This is a genomic window from Ruegeria sp. BF12 (genome assembly GCF_056538705.1).
This window is the reverse complement of the sequence record NZ_JBQFTP010000005.1, coordinates 218,143-239,026: the sequence shown is the minus strand read 5'-3', so window position 1 is coordinate 239,026 and position 20,884 is coordinate 218,143. Positions and strand designations below refer to the sequence as shown.

The 20,884-nt window shown below is 56.7% G+C and carries 17 protein-coding genes; 3 read left to right on the top strand and 14 right to left on the bottom strand.

Annotation, left to right across the window (positions count from 1 at the left end; genetic code table 11):
* The first annotated feature begins 2 nt into the window (after nt 1-2).
* Nucleotides 3-1,673, top strand: a complete 1,671-nt coding sequence (locus tag ACR0J0_RS10830) for a thiamine pyrophosphate-binding protein (RefSeq protein ID WP_480663803.1) — start codon at nt 3-5, stop codon at nt 1,671-1,673.
* Nucleotides 1,674-2,111: 438 nt separating this feature from the next.
* On the opposite strand, the gene ACR0J0_RS10825 is transcribed toward ACR0J0_RS10830, so the two are convergent.
* Nucleotides 2,112-2,537 carry a hypothetical protein gene (locus ACR0J0_RS10825; RefSeq protein WP_480663801.1) on the bottom strand — a complete coding sequence of 142 codons (426 nt, stop codon included), beginning with the start codon at nt 2,535-2,537 and terminating at the stop codon, nt 2,112-2,114.
* A 230-nt stretch (nt 2,538-2,767) separates the two neighbouring features.
* Here ACR0J0_RS10825 and ACR0J0_RS10820 point away from each other — a divergent pair, with 230 nt between their 5' ends.
* Entirely contained in the window at nt 2,768-3,673 is a 906-nt protein-coding gene (locus tag ACR0J0_RS10820) for a LuxR C-terminal-related transcriptional regulator (RefSeq protein ID WP_480663799.1), read from the top strand.
* A gap of 123 nt (nt 3,674-3,796) precedes the next feature.
* Complete coding sequence (locus ACR0J0_RS10815) at nt 3,797-4,789, top strand: MBL fold metallo-hydrolase (protein ID WP_480663797.1); 993 nt, start codon at nt 3,797-3,799, stop codon at nt 4,787-4,789.
* Between the two features lie 286 nt (nt 4,790-5,075).
* On the opposite strand, the gene ACR0J0_RS10810 is transcribed toward ACR0J0_RS10815, so the two are convergent.
* The 13 genes from ACR0J0_RS10810 to ACR0J0_RS10750 all read right to left on the bottom strand — a co-directional run bounded on the left by ACR0J0_RS10810 (nt 5,076) and on the right by ACR0J0_RS10750 (nt 20,877).
* Nucleotides 5,076-8,252 carry an ATP-binding protein gene (locus tag ACR0J0_RS10810; protein ID WP_480663795.1) on the bottom strand — a complete coding sequence of 1,059 codons (3,177 nt, stop codon included), beginning with the start codon at nt 8,250-8,252 and terminating at the stop codon, nt 5,076-5,078.
* Nucleotides 8,253-8,438: 186 nt separating this feature from the next.
* Entirely contained in the window at nt 8,439-9,923 is a 1,485-nt protein-coding gene (locus ACR0J0_RS10805; protein ID WP_480663793.1) for a SpoVR family protein, read from the bottom strand.
* Complete coding sequence (locus tag ACR0J0_RS10800) at nt 9,916-11,238, bottom strand: YeaH/YhbH family protein (protein ID WP_480663791.1); 1,323 nt, start codon at nt 11,236-11,238, stop codon at nt 9,916-9,918. The genes ACR0J0_RS10805 and ACR0J0_RS10800 overlap by 8 nt, the downstream gene beginning before the upstream one ends.
* A gap of 15 nt (nt 11,239-11,253) precedes the next feature.
* A complete protein-coding gene (locus tag ACR0J0_RS10795; protein WP_480663789.1) occupies nt 11,254-13,188 on the bottom strand; it encodes a PrkA family serine protein kinase in 1,935 nt (644 codons plus the stop codon).
* Nucleotides 13,189-13,702: 514 nt separating this feature from the next.
* Nucleotides 13,703-14,110 carry a methylglyoxal synthase gene (locus ACR0J0_RS10790; protein ID WP_480663787.1) on the bottom strand — a complete coding sequence of 136 codons (408 nt, stop codon included), beginning with the start codon at nt 14,108-14,110 and terminating at the stop codon, nt 13,703-13,705.
* The gene (locus ACR0J0_RS10785; RefSeq protein WP_480663785.1) at nt 14,088-14,615 is read right to left on the bottom strand and encodes a 2,4'-dihydroxyacetophenone dioxygenase family protein; all 528 of its coding nucleotides are present in this window, start codon (nt 14,613-14,615) and stop codon (nt 14,088-14,090) included. The genes ACR0J0_RS10790 and ACR0J0_RS10785 overlap by 23 nt, the downstream gene beginning before the upstream one ends.
* Before the next feature lie 12 nt (nt 14,616-14,627).
* Nucleotides 14,628-15,332 carry an SDR family NAD(P)-dependent oxidoreductase gene (locus ACR0J0_RS10780; protein WP_480663783.1) on the bottom strand — a complete coding sequence of 235 codons (705 nt, stop codon included), beginning with the start codon at nt 15,330-15,332 and terminating at the stop codon, nt 14,628-14,630.
* A 3-nt stretch (nt 15,333-15,335) separates the two neighbouring features.
* Complete coding sequence (locus ACR0J0_RS10775; protein WP_480663781.1) at nt 15,336-16,253, bottom strand: sugar kinase; 918 nt, start codon at nt 16,251-16,253, stop codon at nt 15,336-15,338.
* Nucleotides 16,254-16,315: 62 nt separating this feature from the next.
* On the bottom strand, nt 16,316-17,506 hold the full coding sequence (locus ACR0J0_RS10770; RefSeq protein WP_480663779.1) for an L-dopachrome tautomerase-related protein: 1,191 nt from the start codon (nt 17,504-17,506) through the stop codon (nt 16,316-16,318).
* A gap of 70 nt (nt 17,507-17,576) precedes the next feature.
* Nucleotides 17,577-18,227 (bottom strand): RraA family protein, encoded by a 651-nt coding sequence (locus tag ACR0J0_RS10765; protein WP_480663777.1) that lies wholly within the window; start codon nt 18,225-18,227, stop codon nt 17,577-17,579.
* Nucleotides 18,224-18,883, bottom strand: coding sequence for a bifunctional 4-hydroxy-2-oxoglutarate aldolase/2-dehydro-3-deoxy-phosphogluconate aldolase (locus ACR0J0_RS10760; protein ID WP_480663775.1), 660 nt, complete (start codon nt 18,881-18,883; stop codon nt 18,224-18,226). The genes ACR0J0_RS10765 and ACR0J0_RS10760 overlap by 4 nt, the downstream gene beginning before the upstream one ends.
* Nucleotides 18,877-19,845 (bottom strand): C-terminal binding protein, encoded by a 969-nt coding sequence (locus ACR0J0_RS10755; protein WP_480663773.1) that lies wholly within the window; start codon nt 19,843-19,845, stop codon nt 18,877-18,879. Before ACR0J0_RS10755 ends, ACR0J0_RS10760 begins: the two co-directional genes overlap by 7 nt.
* 21 nt (nt 19,846-19,866) lie before the next feature.
* The gene (locus tag ACR0J0_RS10750; protein WP_480663771.1) at nt 19,867-20,877 is read right to left on the bottom strand and encodes a DctP family TRAP transporter solute-binding subunit; all 1,011 of its coding nucleotides are present in this window, start codon (nt 20,875-20,877) and stop codon (nt 19,867-19,869) included.
* Nucleotides 20,878-20,884 lie beyond the last annotated feature (7 nt).

The window sequence follows — 20,884 nt, the reverse complement described above, 5'->3', positions numbered from 1 at the left end:
ACATGAACACTATCAATGGCGGCGAAGCCGTTTATCGCGTCCTGAAAGCGAACCGAATTGATACTGTGTTCGGCCTGCTGGGTGGCTCGATGCTCGAACTTTATGACGCCATGTATCAGGGCGGCGACATCGCTTATGTCGGGGCGCGGGATGAACGCGCTGCAGGGCATATGGCGGACGCCTGGGCAAGGATGACCGGCAAGCCCGGCGTCGTTCTGGGGGCGCAGGCGGGGCCCGGTGTTGTAAACCTCGTGACAAGCGTAGCCGAAGCCCATTTGGCCTATTCCCCACTGGTGGTGATCGCCGGAGCGATCACTCGCGCGGATCAGGCCAAGGACACCTTTCAGGAGGTCGACCAGGTCGCGTTGTTCGCCCCGATTTGCAAACGTTCCGTTATGGTTACGAATCCGGGCCGGCTGGCCCCTATGTTAGAGGATGCGATCCGTCTGGCCAATTCCGGGAGGCGCGGACCGGTTGTCCTGCATGTGCCCCGTGACCTTTTCGCCACCAGTGTTCCGGCAATTGATCCCGAACCGGTCAACATAGCGCGCCCCGGCCCGGCTGCGCCCGCCGATATCGCTGCAATAGCAGACCTACTAGGAGGTGCAGAACGTCCGGTAATCTTTGCCGGCGGCGGTTTCAAATGGGGCGCCGGGCGGGACGCGCTAACGACTTTGGCCGAAATACTCGAAGTGCCGGTTGTGGCATCCACGGGGCACGCAGACGTCATGCGTCACGGCCATCCCTGGTTTGCCGGTCAGGCCGGACCGCGCGGCAACCGGGTTGCGTCACGGTTGACCAAAGAAGCCGATGTCATGGTCGTTCTGGGCGCGCGATTGGGGTTCAATTCGACGTTTCATTCCAATGATTACGTTGGTGAGGAAACCCGCATAGCTCATGTCGATATCGAAGGTTCGGCCGTGGGGCGTTACTTTCCTGCAGAAATCGCCGCTCAAGGTGACGCTCGCTTGACGGCCGAGGCCTTGGCCGACAAAACCCGAAAGCCCGTCGCAGACAGCTGGCGCAAAGCATTTCGCGCCGACATGGACAGCCTGCTGAAGGAACGCGAGGAAGAGGCCAAGATCGCCACAATGCCTTTGCACCCAAGACGCGCCCTTGCTGAATTACGTGACGCATTGTCTGAAAACGCCATCGTCACGTTGGATACCGGAAATACTTGTCTGCAGGCCGCAGATCGGCTGGCGCATTACCAACCGCTTTCGTTGATCACGCCACTGGATTTTGGGCTGGTCGGATTTGGACTTGCCGCCGCCATCGGGGCCAAAGCGGCCGCACCCGAACGTCCGGTCGTGGCGATCATGGGTGATGGTGCAATCGGGTACACAATGATCGAAATCCAAACGGCCATCTCGCACAATCTGCCAATTACGATCGTCGTCCTCGACAACGAAGCCTGGGGAGCTGAGAAAGCCTATCAACAGGAGTTTTACGGCGGTCGGTTGTTGGGGGCGGAAATCGCCTCGCCCCGCTTTGATCAGTTTGCCGAAAGTTGCGGCGGCAAAGGGATTTGGGTCAACGGTCCCGGAGAAATGGGCCCTGCCCTCACACAGGCTATCGCCAGCGGCAAGACCACCGTTATTCAAGGAAAAATCGACCCCGGCGCACTGATGACTTTGCGCAAGGATCTGTTCACCGCGCAAACAGAGGATTGATAAAATAGCGACCTGAGACACTAAAACCATCGGAGGCGGAAAACGGTAACAATTCGCACCATACATTGGACGCAATTCGAGTTGTCGTTGGCAGTGTGGCAGTATCCGCGCCTTGTGCCCGAACTTGTCAGAAGGTCCAATCGAAGTAACTAGTTTCGTTACATTTACAACAGATCAGTTCTTCAACGACATGCGCAGTGTGACCCGTCGGTGCTCCGAACCAGAGTTTTTGAAGTCGGTCGGTCACACACCCTGCAAGATCATTCATTGGATGCCTCAGAATTTGACCGCACGAGTTCTGCTTTGTTGCTGACCTTCTGATCATTGCGGGTTTGGGCCCGGTTCTGTTGACTCGGATGCGAGTTCCGACGTTTATCGCCTTCGATTTACGCTCCAACAAAGGTCCGAATGCCATCTTTGCATCTGTCGCGGCAGTGGTCACTTACCTTTGGTATCAAGCGACTGAACGCCCGGATGCCGGAACAGTTTTGCCATCGCGATTAGTGCCAAAACGCAGCAGATTATGGCGATCAGGAATGGCATGCGCAGATTGATTGTCATAAGAGAACCGCTGAGCGCTGTAATGGTTCCTGAGCCCAAGGCATAGATTGCAACCGTAACGCCCATCACCCAACCTTGCTCGGACGGTCCGACGCTTCCTGAGAACAGCGACAAGGTTTGCTGTGGGTCCTGCAAGATCGTGTTGAATATCGGCAGAATTAATCCAAATCCAATCACATCAATAAACACAACAAGCAAAGCGACAAGCGTGACAGGTTTACAGCAACTACTTAAAAACAGCCCTCGAATGAAAAAACTTGAATAAAGGCCATGCTGGCAGATCAAACCGCCGAGAACACGCATTGAACGCCAAAAGTCATTCTATTGATTGCTGTGTTTTGTGTCCAATTTGACCAAAACGGGCAGCACGTCGACAGGCCAGATTGTTTGATCCAATTCCGTTCTTGCAACAGAGACCTTGCGAGATCACCCCTGCGCGGATTACGCTTGAAAGGGTTTCGCGTCGAATACTGGGATGCCATCGCTTGAAGCCTGCAATATCACAAGAAACCATCGCCAAGTGGCAGAGGATCGTGAACCTCATTGCACGGGTCGCAAACGTGCCGGCCAGTCTTGTCATGCGGACGCACGAACCCCACCATTCTGTTTTTGTCTCCAGTGTCTCAGAGGGTAATCCGTACAAGCCCGGTTGCCGTTTCACACTGAACGAAAAGCTCTATTGCTACGGGGTTTTACGCAACAACGGCGAATTGACTGTAGAAGACGCCACCTGTGATCCCGACTGGGTCGACAATGACGACATGGAACACGGGATGCGTTTCTACATCGGCTACCCGCTGAAGTGGCCAGACGGTAGTATCTTCGGAACAATCTGTGTTTTGGATACCCGCCGGAATAGGCGCGCGTTGCTTTTTCGCGAAGGTTTGCAAGAGTTTGCCAGGGTCATAGAGGCAGATCTTGAGCTGTTGACAGAGATCGACAGACGCGCGGCGCTTGAATCCGAGTTGCAGGCCACGCTGGACCAATTGGAGCAGCGTGTCGCAAACCGCACCGCAGATCTTGAGGAAGCGAATGCCGCGCTGCGCGTACTTCTCAACAGCGTGGAAACATCGCGCGAAGAGTATGACGAAAAGATTCTGCGCCAGATAAAGGGGCTGGTCCTGCCTCATCTGGCGAAGCTGCGTGGCAGGCTTGACGGAGATCCTGCAGGCCGTGCCTATCTGGAACTCGCCGAGGAAAGTCTAAAATCCATCACATCGGAAATGCGCGGGCAATTGGCCACCGTCTTTGAGGCCCTGACCCCGACCGAGCAGGAAATAGCGCAGATGATTATGCGCGGTCAGACAACCAAGGACATTGCGCGCACTTTGTCGCGTGAACCAAGCACCATAGAGTTTCACCGCAACAACATTCGCGCCAAGCTTGGGTTAAAACGCAGCGGTCGGAACCTGCGAAGCCTGTTGCTATCAATTCAATAAAACATGGGGATCTCCCCAATGTTTTCCCCTCGGTTTTTCAGTGCCTTCGACTGCAGGTGCAGTTGATACCCTTCCGTTACCCCGAAATGGACTTCGGGTTACAGGACAACAGGGAACTGAAAAATGGAAAAAGACGATTTGAACCTTAAACCGACACTCTTGCGCGGGGACAAGGACGACCTAAGCCCTGGTCTGTCCCGCCGAACCTTCTTTGCTGCAGCAGGGGCTGCCGGGGTAAGCGGAGCGGCGACGTTGCTGGGCAGCAGCCCGGCCAAGGCGCAATCTACGGACTGGACCCAACCGGGCAACAACAACGGTGTGATCGAATTGCAAAAGACAACGGGGAGTTCCGTCGAAGGCGCGGTCGGCATCGACTATTTCGGGCATTGCGCGATAAAAATCACGTCCCCCGGTGGCGCGACGGTCCTGTTCGACCCGTGGCGTGACGACCCCTCGGGCGCGTGGGGATTGTGGTTCAAGAACGAATTCCCCGAAACTCCGGTAGATATCTGCATGTCGACGCATACGCATTTCGACCACGATGCGATTCATCGCCCGGTATCGACGATGGTGCTGGACCGTATGGTCGGAAATTTCGAGTTTGCAGATATCAAAATCACTGGCTTTGCCGATAAGCATGTATGCCGCGCGCCGGGCTGGTATGATTGGACCAATGCGCTCGGCGAATTTGGCGTTCAGGCCTGCCCGCCGGACAATGTCAGCCACATGGATATGGTGGTGTACCTGATCGAAACCGGCGGAATCCGGACTTTGATCTGGGGAGATAACCGTCACAATCCGCCGCAGGAGTTTTGGGACGCAATCGGACAGGTGGATGTCCTGACATTACCTGTCGACGGGTCCCAGCATATTCTGGACTACAAACAGGGCAATGACATCGTGGAAAGGCTCAAGCCGAAGGTTATCATTCCAACGCACTACCTGAATGAAACCACCAGCTATACGCTAACTACCCTCCAACATGCGGATGACTGGGTGAAGTCCCAGAAAAGCTACAAAATGCTGGACTCCGCCAGCCTGTCGCTTGAGGCCGGTGACGTGGCCGGAATGGACCGTGAGTTCATGTATTTCGGGCATAACGCTCTGACGGCTTAACCATAACGCGAGCGCCAGGGCCAAAACGCTCTGGCGCCCAGGTCCGACCTTAACGCCTTTCCTAAAATTGCTCATATGGCTTCGCCACGCTATGGGCAGGTTGGTGTCGGGCAACGAAAAGTTATGCTGATCCTGTTGTACATTTCCCGCATTCAGGGCTTTGGCTTCCTCGTCCCGTGATAGCTACGCTGTCGGGGTATAGCCAATTCCTGATCAAAACCCGCGGCCGGGCTAAAATTCTACTGTTAAACCGGGCTACGATCAGAAACCTGTCTGACTTTACGGATCAGGCAAGCTCCGCCAGGGCTGTGTCGATCCGCGTCAGCATCGGTGATCGTCCGGCAGTTTCGACGACAACACGCGCTTTCGTCAGATAGTCTCTGGCCTGCGATTTCTTTTTCTTTGCCTTGTAGAGCAGCCCCATGATCATGTCACAGCGCGCAATGTAATGACCTTTTTTGTCGAACTGCGGGTTACTCCGCACCTGTTCGATCATCGCAATCAACCGTTTTCTGCCAAACAGCGTAACCCAGATGATAGAGCGGAAGTTCTTGATCAGAACCCCGATCGAGCCACCGCCCTCGCCGGTCAGAATGGCCAGGTACATCTCGCACAGGAACAACCGCGCCCAGTCTGCCGAAACCGGAGTACCCTCATCCGTGCGCCTCTGAATGGCCCATTCGACTTGTCGCAGCCCGGCCGTGACCTGACCGTTCAACGCATATGCCACGCCCAACATCGTCGCAGGCCCGAAAGTGAACAAGGTCCACCCTTTTTCGTCGCAATCCTTTATATGCCTTTGGACGGTTTCAATCGCACCGGGTTGTTCCAGCGGGACCATGGCGGCGACACGGGCCGCTTCGGCAATGGCCTGTTCAAACTCGACCTGCGAGGCCTGCCGCGCCTTTTCCGCCATCGTCAGCGCCAGTTCATGGTCATCCGTAACCATTGCGATCAACGCTTTCATCGCGGTCCCATATCCCAGCGCCCGCGGGTCGTTCTTGGATTTGCCAAGCGCAATCATACGATCCGATGTCGCGTGCGCCCGGGCCACACGGCCACGGGTCAATTCGTTCCAACCAACCGTGGCAAGAAAAAAGTTGTGGATGTAAGCATCGTCAATTTTTGCCAGAACGGTCTCGATCTCGCGCTTTTTGGCCTCAAACCGCTCATTCGGGATCGGGGAATGATAGATCGAAACTGATAGTTCGTTGACCATGGCATAAGCGCTGGAGGAAGGATCCCTCAGGCGCTGAGCCATTTCGGTCAATTCCTGCTGCACCCAGTGCGCTTCGCGATACTTGCCATTGCACACCAGGCACGACACGTAATGGTGCAGGAACAGCGCATGGTCCTGACTGTCCCCCGCTTTTTGCAAGATCGGCCGTACGGTGCCAGCCAGTTCGATGATCGTTTTGACCCGCAACGAGATGTTGGAGCAGAGCGCGAAACTGGCCATGAACGACGCAAACTGTTCATTCGAGGCACAGTCCGGATCGCTTTGATAAAGTTCCAGCGCCGCGACAAAGAACTGGTTGGCTTCGTCCAGCGAGTACACACCCAGGCTTTTGTCCCCGGCCATCGATGTAAAGCGGAACGCCTGATCGGTGCGATTGGTTTGGCCATAATGGTGGGCCAGCGTTTCAGCCGCCTCCTGCAGCCGGTTTGCGTTGCGCACAACAAGCGCGTCGGCGATCGCCAAGTGCAACGCGGACCGGCGTGAGGGAACGAGGCTCTGGTACACCGAGTCCCGCAGCAGAACGTGTTTGAAGATATAGTCGGCCGAGTTCGCCTCGCGATACAGCACATCCTGCGCCTGCAGCCGTTGCAGAGTTGTGCCAATTTCGTCGGCATTCGCCACAATTTGGGATAGCAGACCGGGGTCAAAGCGGCGGCCGACAACGGCGGCAACCTGCAGGACCTCGCGATCCCCGGCCGCGAGACGCTCAATTCTGGCTGTCAGCAGACTGCGCATTGTAAGGGGCAATCCGCTGTCGTTGATATCCGCGTTGAAACAGACGGTTCCTCCATCGACGCGCAAAGCACCCTGATCCAGCAGAAAGCTCAGGATTTCTTCGCCGAACAGCGGGTTGCCCCCGGCGCGTTCGGTGAGTTGTTCCGCCATTCCGTCCGGCAGGTCGGACACACCCAGACGGCCCTGGGCCAGATCCCCAAAATCCGCAACCGTCAACGGATTCAGCGCGACTGTTGTCACACCACTTTTGCCAAGCCATTCCGGTGTGTATTCCGGCCGCCGTGTTTGAATGATTAGCAGGTTCGAAATTTCGGGGTCTTCAAGCACGATCGCCATCAGATCTTTCGAAGAGGTGTCGATCCAATGGGCATCTTCGATCACCAGAACGACCCAGTCTGTTGCGCATTTCTTCTTGAGCAGGGTTGTCAGCAATTCGCGGATGCGCAACCCGATTAGAACGCCGTCGAGACCATCCAACGACCCTTCGGGCGCTTTGAACCCCAGAAGGCTCATCAGAAGGCCCAGATTTTGCTGAGAATACAGCCCGAAATTCTCAAGCCCCGCTTCTAGTTTTGCCTGAACTCGCAGCGGATTGTGCCGGTCGCTGATGTGAAAGGACTTTTTGACGATTTCCAAAAAGGGCAGGAACGGTACCTGTTGACCGTCGGGATAACAATGTCCCGTCAGGACGGTGACTTCGTCGGCCGGCACCCGGTGAACAAATTCGTAGACAAGGCGCGATTTCCCCAAACCCGGTTCGGACACCAAGTCAACGACTGTTCGCTCGGATTTTGATCGCAGCAAGGCTGCGGACATCGCATCCAGTTCACCCAACCGACCGACGTAGTCGCTCAACCCGCGCGCGACTGACGCATCAAAGCGCGTCGCGCCTTCGTTGATGGCTTTCAGCTGCCAGATCTTTTGCGGCGCGGACAAACCCTTGATCGTGTGCTCGCCGAAAAAGCTGAGATCGGAAACCCATTCGACCAGATCGCGGGTGGTGTCGCAAAGGAGGCTGCCTCCGGATGGCGCAAGATTTTCAAGACGTGCCGCCAGATTAACCGTGCTGCCAACCGCCGTCGTCGGCCCGAATTCCCCCTGAACCGCCGCCATCAACACATTGCCTGAACTGACACCGACACGCATTTCCGGGCGCACACCAAAGCGCTTGTCAAACTCTGCCGCGGCGGATTTGAAGGCTGCGTGGATTGCCAAAGCGGTCCGGCAGGCTCGCAGGGCCGGGTCCTCAAGCGCGTCAGGGATACCGAACAACGCCATTATGCTGTCACCGGCAAAATCACGAACCGTGCCGCCGTTTCCTTCGACCGCGCGGACCAGCGTGTCATAGACCTTGCGCACGAATTCAAGCGCTTTTTCTTCGTCCAAACTGGCAACGATGGCAGTGTAGCCGACCATATCGGAGAACAGAACCGAAACTTGGCGTCGTTGCGCCTGATCCGCAGGTGTCCGCGATGGTGTATCCGTCATATTCCCCATTTAAGTTATGGGTCTACAACACCCGATCTGACCCCACCATAGTTTGCGGGCGAAACAGTAATTAGCACGTTCAAATGGCGGCGAGAGTGTCACGGCAGCCACAGAAGCTGTACTGTTAACTGGCGCTGATACAGTTTTTTCGTCAATCTGGACCCAGAGTGTGCAGCACAACCTTTGCTAGTTTTCGAACGCCGCATCGAAACCCCAGATTTGCCGTAGATGGCCCAAAGTCGCTTCGCAGGCCTTTTGGTCCAGTGGCACTCCGTTGCGCACGGAGTGTTGTAACCTGAGGTGGCGATCCCCCATTAAGTCCACGTCGACGATCTGAATATCGGGGTCGTGTTCCGCAGTGTCGAAGCTGCGCGCCAGAGTGTCACGCACCTGATGATATCCGCGTTCGTCATGAATCGCGTCGACTGTGTAGAAGGGTTTTCCGTCGTCATCGGTCAGCGAGAACATGCGGAACCGGCGCATGACATTGGGGCTGAGGAATTGCTGAACAAAGCTTTCATCGCGATAGTTGGCCCAGGCGTCCTTTAAAACTTCACGCCACGCGCGACTGCCCGCAATGTCCGGAAACCACTCCCGGTCCTCCTCGGTCGGGTCGGAGCAGATGCGCTGGATATCCTGCATCATCGCGAACCCCAGCGCATAAGGGTTGATCCCCATCGCGTTCGGGGCGTCAAAGTCGGGCTGCGTCAGCACGTTGGTATGGCTGTGCAAAATTTCGAGCATTGCTCCATCCGTCAGGAGACCGGCGCTGTGCAACTGGTTGGTGATGTAATAGTGGACGAAGCAGGCGCATCCTTCATTCATCACCTTGGTCTGACGCTGCGGGTAAAAATACTGCGCGATGTTGCGAACGATGCGCAGAACTTCACGCTGCCAGGACTCCAGAACCGGGCTGTGACGCTCGACGAAATAGAGCAGGTTTTCTTCCGGAAGCCCCATTTCGCGCTTGCGTTTCTGCGCCTCTTCATCGGTTTTTGACGACTGCATGGGATGATCGAAGGCGTCCCACAGGTAATGTACCGCTCGCTCTTCTTCGATTCGCCGCTCACGCTGCCGGGTTCTCTCATCTGCAAGCGATGAATGGGGGGGTCGCCGGTGCCGGAAAACGCTCGACGGCATGAGCGCATGGGCCGCATCGAGTAAATGTTCAACCTCACGTTCACCGTGCTGTTCTTCGCATTGGGCAATAAAACCGCGTGCGTAGTCGAGGTAGTCGAGAATACCCTGCGCATCGCTCCACTGGCGAAACAGGTGGTTGTTCTTGAAGAAGTGATTGTGTCCGAAGGCCGCGTGGGCAATCACAAGGACCTGAAGTGCCATCGTGTTGTCTTCGAGGCAGTACGAGATACAGGGGTCGGAATTGATCACGATCTCATAGGCAAGACCGTTTGCGCCTTTGCTATAGGCTTTCTCTTCGTGAACGAAACGCTTCCCAAAAGACCAGTGCCGGTACATGAGCGGCATCCCGGTCGACGAATAGGCATCCAGCATTTGTTGATACGAGATAATTTCGATTTGGTTCGGGTAGACGTCAAGTTCGAGTTCGTCGATCGCCACGCGCTCGATCGCGTCATAGCTGCGGTGGATGGTATCGAAATCCCACTCTGCTCCTTCAAACAGCGGTCGCTTTGCATCAGTCCCATCAGCCATTGGAAACTCCGTTCGTCTTGCGCGCAAACAGCTCATGCAAAACCGGGTAGATGTCACTGGCGCGCGCGATCCTTTTCATGGCGAAGTTTGGCCAGGTTTCAGCGACCTGCCGATAAGAGCGCCACAGCTCCATACCGTTATCTTCGCTGTTCATCAGATTGGCCTCGGTCTCGTCAACGATTTCCGTGTAGGCAAAATACTGGCAGCACTTCATCAGTTCACTGTTCAGCAGGTCAGCGCACAGTTGGGAATCTCCACTGAAATTCTCACCATCGGATGCTTGCGCGGCATAAATGTTCCACAATGAGGGCGGGTAGCGGGCGTCGATTATCTTTTTCATCTCATTGAGCGCACTGCTCACGACCGTGCCGCCGGTTTGGCGAGAGTGAAAAAAGGTATCCTCATCTACTTCGGTCGCGACCTGGGTGTGGCGGATGAAGACAAGCTCGATCTTGTCGTAGCGTTGTTTGAGGAAAAGATGCAGCAGGACGAAGAACTGCTTGGCAAGGCTCTTCTCCCGCTCGCCCATCGAGGCCGAAACATCCATCAGGCAGAACATCACCGCATTCGACGCCGGCTCGGGACGCATCTCGAAATACTTGTAACGCACATCCAAGGGATCAATGTAGGGAACGATCTGGCGTCGCCGGAGCAACTTGTCGAGTTCTTCGCGCAGCAAGTGCGTTTCCGCTTTTCGCGCCGCATCTGGCTTTTCCAGCGCCTCCAGTTCTTCAACCTGGTCAGTAAGAGCCTGTATCGCGGCGTTTGTCGGACGCCGCATTGCGAGCCGCCGGCCAAAAGCATTGCGCATCGTTCGCGAAACACTGAGATTGGCGGGCGTTCCCGCGGCAGTATAGCCCATGCGATGGGGTTTGGAGACGGTAACCTCTTTCAGGCTGTGCTTGACCATGTCGGGCAGTTCGAGATCCTCGAAGAACATGGCAAGAAACTCGTCCCGCGACAGAACGAACATAAACTCGTCGTCGCCTTCTCCGTCGGGGGCACCCTCACGTCCCCCTTGCCCGGCCTGGCCCGCTGGCGGTTTCTTGAGCCGGTCACCCGCCTTGAACTTCTTGTTTCCGGTCAGAACCTGGTGTCTGGTACCACCTTTGATGTCATGCTGAAAATGCGGTTCCCCGATCCCTTCTGACGGGACCGAGATGTTTTCCTGCTGTCCGACATCGGCGATTTTTCTGTTCCGGACACTTTCGTCAACCGCCTTTTTGACGGCAGAGCGAACCCGGCGCAGGAACCGCCTGCGGTTCCCAAGGTTCTTATCCTTGGGGTTCAGCCTTCGGTCGATGAAATGGGCCATTTTAGCATAGACTCCTCATCCTGCCTTGTTGACCCGCATGTACCATTCAACCAAGCGCCTGACCTGTCGGCGCGTGTATCCGCGACCGATCATGCGATCGATGAACTCGTTATGCTTGGCTTCAGTTTCCTTATCCCGCTTGGCACCAAAACTGATGACCGGCAGCAAGTCCTGAATCTGACCGAACATGCGCTTTTCGATTACCCTTCTCAGCTTTTCATATTTGCGCCAGTCAGGGTTGCGACCGCGATTGTTGGCCCGTGCGCGCAGCACGAATTTGACCACTTCGTTCCGGAAATCCTTGGGGTTGGAAATTCCGGCCGGTTTTTCAATCTTTTCAAGCTCCTGTTCCAGAACGCTGCGATTGAGGATCTGGCCGGTATCCGGGTCCTTGAAGTCCTGATCTTCAATCCAGGCATCCGCAAAGGCGATGTATCTGTCGAACAGGTTCTGACCAAAGTCGGAATAGGATTCCAGATAGGCTTTCTGGATCTCGTTCCCGATGAATTCCGCGTAGCGCGGCGACAGGTCGTCCTTCATGAAAGACAGGTACCGGCTCTCGACCTCGTCAGGGAATTGTTCGCGTTTCACCGCCTGTTCAAGAACATAGAGCAGGTGAACCGGATCGGCGCCGACTTCCTCGGTGTCGTGGTTGAAGGTCTCGGACAGTACCTTGAACGCGAAGCGCGTAGATGTGCCCGTCATCCCTTCATCCACCCCGGCCGCATCCCGGTATTCCTGCACGGAACGAGCCTTGGGATCGGTATCCTTTAGGGTTTCACCGTCGTAGACGCGGAGTTTTGAAAATGTCGGCGAGTTTTCGTGTTCCTTCAACCGTGTCAGGACGCTGAACTGGCTCAGGATGGACAGCGTTTCCGGTGCACATGGGGAGTCGCCCAGACTGCTTTCCTCAAGCAATTTCTCGTAAATCTGGGTTTCGTCTGAGGCACGTAGGCAATAGGGCACCTTGACCAGACTGATCCGATCCAGAAAGGCCTCGTTATTCTTGTTGTTTTTGAACTGCTGCCATTCTGCTTCGTTCGAATGCGCAACGATGACACCCTGGAAGGGGAAGGCACCGATGTTCTCTGTGCCCGCGTAAGACCCCTCTTGCGTAGCGGTCAGCAACGGATGCAGCACCTTGATCGGTGCCTTGAACATCTCCACGAATTCCATCAACCCCTGCGTGGTGCGGTTCAGAGCACCGGAATAGGAGTAAGCGTCCGGGTCGTTCTGGCTGAATTCCTCCAGCTTGCGTATGTCGAGCTTACCGACAAGCGAAGAAATGTCCTGGTTGTTTTCATCGCCTGGCTCAGTCTTCGCAACACAAATCTGGCGCAGTTTCGACGGATAGAGTTTGACAACCGAAAACTTGGAAATATCGCCGTCGAACTCTTGTAAACGCTTTACGGCCCAAGGCGAAATCAATCCGTTCAACAGCCGTTTGGGGATATTGTACTTGTTCTCCAGCAAATCTCCCATCCGCGCGCGGTCAAATAGGCCAAGCGGCGATTCAAAGATTGGGCTGAGCTCGTCACCTGCCCGCAGCACATAGATTGGCTGCCGCTCCATCAGGTTTTTGAGTATCTCGGCAAGCGTTGACTTGCCTCCACCGACCGGCCCCAGCAGATAGAGGATTTGTTTGCGTTCCTCGAGTCCCTGGCTGGCATGGCGGAAAAAGCCAACGATACGCTCAATGGTTTCCTCGACGCCATATATGTCCTGGAAGGGTTCGTATCGCTTGATTGTTCGATTAAGAAATATGCGACTAAGCCGAGCCTCCTGGCTGGTATCGATAAGCTCTGGCTCGCCAATCGCAGCGACCATCCGCTCGGCTGCGGTAGCCCGCATAGTCGGGTCTTCACGACATTCCAGCAAGTAGTCCTGCAATGTCATTTCGATGAGCTTGGTCCGCCCATACTCTTCTGCAAACTGCTCGAAAATCTCCATCTCAACAATTCCTCTAGGTTTCGTACTCCTTCGTCCCAGCGCGCTAAGTTCATCCTAGTCTACCACAAAATTGGTCCGTAATTGTTTAATTTCTAATCACAATTTGTTTCCCACCCGACGCTTTGTTGAAATTTACGATCATTTGAGCGTTCGCAACGCCCCACCGCACGCCCATTTTACAGCCTGCACCGTTGCATTCAGAACGCTGAATGAGTGATTAAATTAGGGGTGATGTTAAGCGGATATGTCCATTAAAAATCCACCGGCCGATGGTGGGCCTGACCACTTGAGAATTAAGGCGACGTAAGCCGCAATTTTCCAAGCGCCGAAGGTTGTGCCGATTTTTTTTGAGACCAAGAACCTCTGCTTGCAAAGCGCGCCTCTGCAAGAAGCCATAGATTAGCTTTCAACTGGAAAACGCCATTCGCTGCACAGGCGCTGACATCTAACTCGATGCATGACCATCACTCGCTCATTTCGGTCATGGCGAAATTCGTTAGCAGCCAGTCAGCCCTTACTGACTTCGCAGGTGAAATATGCCGTTCAGAACGAAATCCGCTGTACTCGGGCTACTTGCAAAAGGCAGGTCATAAACAATCGCCAGCCGACTCAGGGCTTTGACATCCACGTCGTGAGGCATCGGCGACATTGGGTCGATGAAAAAGAACAGACCGTCCAATCGACCCTCGCAGATCATCGCGCCAAGCTGCTGGTCTCCGCCCAGCGGGCCGCTGTTAAGCGCGGTGACCTGAAGATCGGGCAAAGCGTCGCTGATGCGGCCACCAGTGGTTCCGGTGGCGAATAGATGCGCCTGACGCAGGGTGTCAGCGTGGGATCGGGCCCATTCGACCATCATGTCTTTCTTGGCGTCATGGGCAACCAGAGCCAGATTCAGCGGTCTATCTGATGAATTTTTCGACATAGTCCGCCCCCAAACCAACCTCCTCATAGTGCTTACGGCACATGTCGATTTTGGTAAAGACGTCCTCGTAGCCCATGGTTTTACCCCATGGGTCGACGTAGAGCATAACGCCGTTGACCTGGAAGTAGGTGATCATCTCGTCGACATCTTCGGGAACAACCAGCGTGTGGGTTTCGCCCGGTGGCTCGAACACATAGCCGCCTTCCTGCGCCACCCAGTCATGTTCCAGATAATGCCAACGGCCTTTCAGAACAAAGCCGTGAACGGGCTGGGGGTGCCGATGTCGCGACAGAACCCCGGATTTCCGCACCCGCAGCAGGTTCATCCAGTACCCTTGCGACCGGTTCAGGCACAGCGGCCGGAATGAGACGTTTTCGGTTTGCGGCACCCAGACACGCTCATCCGCGGCCACGGCGTCAGGGATGACAATCTCATCCTGCGCGTCCTTGGGGAAAGGCAGCTGGTACGGCATTCTTGGATCGTCATCATGTCCTTGTACTGGCATCAGATGCCCTCCTCACATTGCTGAATATCCACCGTCCACGGGATAGACGGCACCCGTCACGAAAGCAGCCTCATCCGACAGCAACCATGCCGCCAGCGCCCCCACTTCTGCGGGCTTACCCCAGCGATCCAGCGGCGTCCGGCTCAGGATTGGTTGGTTGCGACCCGGATCGGCGCGCAGGGCCTCTGTCATCTCGGTTTCGATCCAACCCGGAGCGACCGCATTGACTCGTACACCATCTAGTGCCCATTTCCCGGCAAGCGCCTTGGTCAGCTGCGCCACCCCGCCCTTACTTGCGGAATAGGCCGGAACCAGAGGCCCGCCGAAAAAGCTTAGCATTGACGCGGTGTTCACGATGGCCCCGCCTGATGCGGCCAAAAGCGGGTGCGCTGCCAGACAACATCGCATGGTGCCGGTCAGGTTGATGTCGATCACCGTTTCGAAGGTTTCGATTTCATATTCCGCACCGCGGGCTAGAACGCCGGCGCAATTGACCAAACCGTCCAATTTTTCAATCCCTCCGAAAAATACGGTGACGGCCTGAGTATCCCGCACGTCCAGCTGCACAAAGGTCTCGTCAGGGTATTGCGCAGCGCAGGCGGCAACCTCGTCTGCGCCAACGCCGGTCGCCGTCACACACCAACCCTTGCGGCGCAATTCACCCGCGATACCAGCGCCAATGCCGCGGGTGCCGCCAATGACAACGGCGTGTTTCATGGGTTAGTCTCCTTCCGCTAGAAACGCCTCGACCGCGTCCTTGCGCGGCATTGGGGCGACTGCGCCATACCCTTGGGTCGACAGGGCAGCGGCGGCGTTGGCATAGCGTGCGGCCTGAAACGGGTCATCGCCCGCAACAATACGAGACAGGAAGGCACCGTCAAATGTGTCGCCCGCAGCCGTGGCATCCACCGCTTCGACCTGGCGGCCTTTGACACGCTCGCGCTTGTCAGGTGTCGCAACCAAGGTCCCTTCGGCCCCCAGCGTCAGAGCGACAATTGTTGCCCCTATATTCAGGTAGTAGTCTGCGATGGCATCCGGGTCGGAAAGGCCAGTCAGTTGCTCGGCATCATCCAAACCTGGAAGGGCGATATCGCACTGTGACATGGCGGCATGCGTTACGGCGCGCGCGCGCTCGATCGGCCAGAGCTTTAGGCGTAGATTGGTGTCGTAGGACACAAGGCCTCCGACATCTTTCACGATCTGGATAGCGCGAAACACAGCATCAGCCGCAACATCCGATATCGCCTGACTGATGCCCGAAACATGCAGAATCTTGGCCGATTGCAAGGCGGCTACCGGCAGATCTTCCGGCCCCATCCGGCTGCTGGCAGACCCCGCGCGGAAATAGCTGAATTCATGCCCGTTTACGCTGTGGGTTACAAAGTAGACACCGGTATGTGCGTCCGTAACCTGGCGGACGGTCGACGTATCCACTTTTTCGGCCTGCCAAAGATCCATGAACGAATTGCCGAAGGTATCCGCCCCGATATGCGTCACGTATCCAACGGATGCACCCTGACGCGCAGCGGCGATGGCACAATTCGACGTGTCGCCGCCATGTCCGGGCAGGTAGTTCCCGTCGGGCTGCTGATTGAACTCCAGCATCGGTTCGCCAAGGCAGAGAATATCCGGGGTCATTGGTGTCTCATTTCCGAAAAAAGGGGTCAGCCACGAAAGGCTGACCAAGATGTATGGGAGGATTATTCGGCCGTATAGCTTTGGCCGACACCCGGAATCTTCCAGATACGGAAGTTCGGGATTTCGGGGTCTTCAAAATTCATGTCGCCATCGACCCAGACATGCAGGTGGTTCGACACCACATACATTTCGCCATCCGGACCCCAAGCCAGCGTGTCGGGCCAGTTCATTTCCGGATGGTGGACGAAACGACTGACTTCGCGCGTGGATTCATCGAACTTCATAATCCCGTCCAAGGACAATGCGGTCATGTAGATGTTGCCCGCATTGTCAGCGGTCATCCCGTCGGTGTTCGAAGGCAGCACTGCGGCAACCTCAACCGCGTTTTCGATCACGGTTTCATTGGTCTCGAAATCACGCAGGATTTCGGTCGGCAGGCTATACAGATGATTGCCGGTCAGGTTGGTCCAGTAGAGCGTTTCCTTGTCGCCCGACAACGCTATGCCGTCGGCACCCGTGCGCATCCCGCCCTCTTTCAGAACAGGACGGTTGTCGATGTTGAAGAAGAAATTCGGCTCATCATTGGTGAACCGGTGCTGATCCAGAATGCGGCGCACCGAATTGGTGTTGCTGTCATAGACAATCAGACCGCCATGTAGCGGGTCACAAAAAATACCGCTGTCCGCGATATAGGCAAAGCCGGTATCGTTATCGACGGCCAGATCGTTCAGGAAGGAACACTGGCGGTCCGCTTCTTCCGCCGTAAACATATAGCGCTGGATTTCCTTGTTCTCTTTCAGATCCCAAAGCACCAGCTTGGCGTCACCGTCTTCGAACGGAGGGCCGGCCACGTGGCCCTGATCCAGGATCCACATCACATCGTTACGGTCGATCTCAAAACCCAGCACAGCCTTCAGGCCATCAGGGTTGGACATGCTATTCATTTCCTCTGACGGAAACGCCTCCAGCTCCCACGTGTCGCCGCTCTTGACCAGCTTGGAGACTGTCGAGGGGATCTCGGCCCCGCCCCAGCGCGCGGTGGACAAATAGATGTTGCCCTGGCTGTCGACCTTGGCGCCCTGGACCAGCGCTTTGCCGAAAATCTCGCTGCCTTCCCAGGCGGATTTTGTCGCCTCGTCCTTGACGGCATAGGGCAGACTGTTCCATTCCGCGACGACCTCGGGCCCGTTCGCGAGCGCCGGGGTGGCCAGAACGGCGGTAATGGCCACCGTGTTGAGCATTCGTTTCAGCATGTATTCCTCCCTTGCTGTGCTCTGGTGTCCCGCAGGTTGTTGCGAGCAACCTGCGGGACAGTTTGTTGTTTTAGATGCGGCCGTATTTCGCCAGACCTTCGCGCAGCGAACCGGTTTCGATGATCAGACGGGCCTGTTCCGCTTCGCGTTCGTCGATCTCGCGTGCCATTTCCAGAACCGCTTCGGCATAATCTCGCGGGACGGCGACTGCGCCATCGATATCGGCCACGATAATGTCGCCCGGATGGACGATCACACCGCCCATGTCGACTTCAACGTTCGAGGCCAGTGTCCGGATGCGACCCAGCGTAGTGCCCGGGCTGACACAGCGGGAATAGACCGGGAAGTCATAGTCGCGTTTGATTTCAACCAGATCGCGGACGCCACCGTCTAGGACAGCGCCTTCATGTTTGTTGGCAACAGCTCCGGCGGTCATCAGACCACCCCACAGCGCCACATCGGTGGTGCCGTTGGTCGAGATCACGATGACCGAACCGGCCTCGGATTCATCGATTGCATCTAACGCGTGTTGCGGCGGCAGGAATTCATCGGTCGGACCTTCCAGGATCGTCAAGGCTGGGCCGACGATCTTCTTTTCATTGATCCGGGGTTTGATCGAGGCGGGCAGAAATCCAGTCTTGCCCGCAACCTTGTCCACGGCATCGGCGACGGATGCGGTAGCCACGTCGCGAAACCCGGCAACGAGTTCTTGGGTGTTCATGAGAGTATCCTCTTACGTTGGGAAGATTGAAAGGATGCAGCCGTGAGGGCTGCGTTGATTTGTGCGCGGGCCAGGTCGATGTGACCGGCCTCTAGCGCCTGGGCGGGCAGCAGATTGCCACCCATGCCAACGCAAAGCGCACCGGCGTTCAAATAGGATTGCGCAGTGTCAGGTGACACGCCGCCAGTCGGCATCAGGGCGAGACCGGGAAACACGGATTTGACGGCCTTCAGGAAGCCGGGCCCACCGGCAGCATCGGCCGGAAAAATCTTGATCACTGCAGCGCCGTTTTCCACATGATGCTGAACCTCGCCCGGTGTCATTGCACCGGGCAGATATGGCACTTTTGCAGCCTTGGCTTCCCGTGCGGCGGCATCGCTCCAACACGGAGAGACGACAAACTCGGCTCCGGCCGCCAACACCATGTCAGCCTCACGAGCGTCCAGAACCGTTCCGGCACCAGTACAGATCGCAGGGTAGCGTTTCCGCAGCTCGACAATCAGCGCAGCGGAATCCGGAACCGTCGTGGTGATCTCCAATGCGCGTATTCCGGCCTCGGCAAGCAACTCGCAGGCTGTCAAAGCGATCTCGGGGTTGCTGTGGCGAATTACCGGGACAATTTGTGCAGAACGTAATGTTTCGACCAATTCTACCATTTGTTCACCCAGTGATCGGGATGCTCATCATTCAGAACCTTGGCGACCTCGCGCGCCGCGCATCGCTGCAGCACTGCGACCGAGCGTTCCGAGTACCAAGCGGCGTGATCTGACACGACGGTGTTGCGGCAATGCAGCAGTGGATTGTCCGGCGCGACCGGCTCCTGTTCGAACACGTCGATACCAGCCCCGAAAATGCGCCCTTGGTTCAGGGCTTCAGCCAACGCTGCTTCATCCACCAGCCCGCCGCGAGAGACGTTGATCACGACCGAAGTCGGTTTCATTAGCCCTATTTGAGCGGCGTCCAGAATATGCCGCGTCTCGGGCGTCAGCGGCGCATGCAGGCTGACCACGTCGGCCGCTTTGCACAGATCGGTCAGATTGACCTTTTGCACATCGGCGGCGGCGGCCGCGTGGTTCGTCAGATAGGGGTCAAACACCCGGACCGATGTGAAACCCAGCGCACGAAATTTCTGCGCCGCCTGCAACCCGATCTTGCCGCAGCCGATCAGACCCAGAACAGCGTTTTCGCGGCTGGGGATCAGGGCAGCCTGACCAATACCCCACTGGCCTTGCCGCACCTCGCCATCGCGGGACGGAATGCGCCGCTGCACCGCCAGATACAGCGCCAGCGCATGCTCGCTGACTTCATTTTCAGCGCCATAGTCAGGCACATTGGCCACGTAGATGGCACGCGAACGGGCGTAATCCAGATCGATATTGTCGACGCCCACCCCATAGCGGACGACGACTTTCAGGTTCGGGCAGGCATCGATCACCGCCGCATCCACGGTGCGTTCCCGCACCAGGATGGCGACCGGATCCAGAGCCTGCAAAGCCGGGACCGCCTCAGTATCCGGTGTGACCGGCGCGATCTGAGCGCCCTGCGCGGCCAGCACCGAGGCCTCGGTGTCATAGGTGGCATAGCCGGGTTCAAGGATTGCTATGGTCTGGCGGGTCATGTGACGGTCCCTTGGCATCGGTTACTGGGCCTGGTAGGCCGCTACGGCGGCGTCGAGGCGGTTCGGCCAGTCTTCACCAATCTCGCTGACGATGTATTCGCGCACGGCGGGCTGGGCCGCGGCCCGAAACTGGGCCTTCTGCTCGGGGCTGACCGGGATCACTTCCATGCCTTTTTCAGACAGGATCGTAGTTGCGTTCGCGTCTTGCGCAGCGGTCATGCCGCGGTGGATCGTCTTTGAGATCTCAACGCACTGTTCTACAGCCTTTTTCTCGTCGTCGGTCAGGCTTTGGTAGAACATGTCCGACATCAGATATGCGTGCCAGCTGAACACATGCCCATCCAGAGATACGTATTTCTGGTGCTGATAGAGCGAGGCGTTGACAATGTTGGTCACGCCGTTTTCCTGACCGTCCACAACGCCTTGCTGCAATGCGCCGGGCAGTTCAGGCCACGGAACCGGGGTTGCCGAGGCGCCCAGGCTTTCCACCAGCGTCACCCAGACCGGCGCGGTCATGACCCGCATTTTCAGGCCTTCCATATCTGCAGGCTCGGCCACGGGCTTGACGTTATTGGTGAAGTTGCGCACGCCGTTATCGGCCACGCCAAAGTTGCGGATGCCGGTTTGGGCCAGCATGTCCTCGGCCAGCGCATCACCGAATTCGCCGTCCATAACGGCCCAGGCCATGGCCTGATCTTCGAACAGGTAAGGCATCGCCAGAACCGAGAAAGGTTTATAGACGGTCGAGATCGGTCCGTCGTGGATGGCTGCCATCTGAACGGTGCCCAGCTGCAGGCCTTCCATGATCTCGGACCCGCCACCCAGCTGCGAGGCCGGAAAGATCTGGACGTCGATCGAGCCCGAGGTCTTGCCCTCGACACAGGCCTCAAAGGCCAGCGCGGCGGCATGTTTGGGCGAGCTCAGGTCAGCGGCCTGAAAATGCGCATATTTCAGTTCCTTGGCCGAGGCGGCGCCAGCGGCGGTCATCGCAACAACAGCCGTGGCCGTCATAAGTTTCGACATGGTTTTCATGAGGTTC

Coding starts and splice junctions, on each gene's coding strand:
- ACR0J0_RS10830 (WP_480663803.1), top strand. CDS start 3: ATGAACACTATCAATGGCGGCGAAGCCGTTTATCGCGTCCTGAAAGCG.
- ACR0J0_RS10825 (WP_480663801.1), bottom strand. CDS start 2,537: ATGCGTGTTCTCGGCGGTTTGATCTGCCAGCATGGCCTTTATTCAAGT.
- ACR0J0_RS10815 (WP_480663797.1), top strand. CDS start 3,797: ATGGAAAAAGACGATTTGAACCTTAAACCGACACTCTTGCGCGGGGAC.
- ACR0J0_RS10810 (WP_480663795.1), bottom strand. CDS start 8,252: ATGACGGATACACCATCGCGGACACCTGCGGATCAGGCGCAACGACGC.
- ACR0J0_RS10805 (WP_480663793.1), bottom strand. CDS start 9,923: ATGGCTGATGGGACTGATGCAAAGCGACCGCTGTTTGAAGGAGCAGAG.
- ACR0J0_RS10800 (WP_480663791.1), bottom strand. CDS start 11,238: ATGGCCCATTTCATCGACCGAAGGCTGAACCCCAAGGATAAGAACCTT.
- ACR0J0_RS10795 (WP_480663789.1), bottom strand. CDS start 13,188: ATGGAGATTTTCGAGCAGTTTGCAGAAGAGTATGGGCGGACCAAGCTC.
- ACR0J0_RS10790 (WP_480663787.1), bottom strand. CDS start 14,110: ATGTCGAAAAATTCATCAGATAGACCGCTGAATCTGGCTCTGGTTGCC.
- ACR0J0_RS10785 (WP_480663785.1), bottom strand. CDS start 14,615: ATGCCAGTACAAGGACATGATGACGATCCAAGAATGCCGTACCAGCTG.
- ACR0J0_RS10780 (WP_480663783.1), bottom strand. CDS start 15,332: ATGAAACACGCCGTTGTCATTGGCGGCACCCGCGGCATTGGCGCTGGT.
- ACR0J0_RS10775 (WP_480663781.1), bottom strand. CDS start 16,253: ATGACCCCGGATATTCTCTGCCTTGGCGAACCGATGCTGGAGTTCAAT.
- ACR0J0_RS10770 (WP_480663779.1), bottom strand. CDS start 17,506: ATGCTGAAACGAATGCTCAACACGGTGGCCATTACCGCCGTTCTGGCC.
- ACR0J0_RS10765 (WP_480663777.1), bottom strand. CDS start 18,227: ATGAACACCCAAGAACTCGTTGCCGGGTTTCGCGACGTGGCTACCGCA.
- ACR0J0_RS10760 (WP_480663775.1), bottom strand. CDS start 18,883: ATGGTAGAATTGGTCGAAACATTACGTTCTGCACAAATTGTCCCGGTA.
- ACR0J0_RS10755 (WP_480663773.1), bottom strand. CDS start 19,845: ATGACCCGCCAGACCATAGCAATCCTTGAACCCGGCTATGCCACCTAT.
- ACR0J0_RS10750 (WP_480663771.1), bottom strand. CDS start 20,877: ATGAAAACCATGTCGAAACTTATGACGGCCACGGCTGTTGTTGCGATG.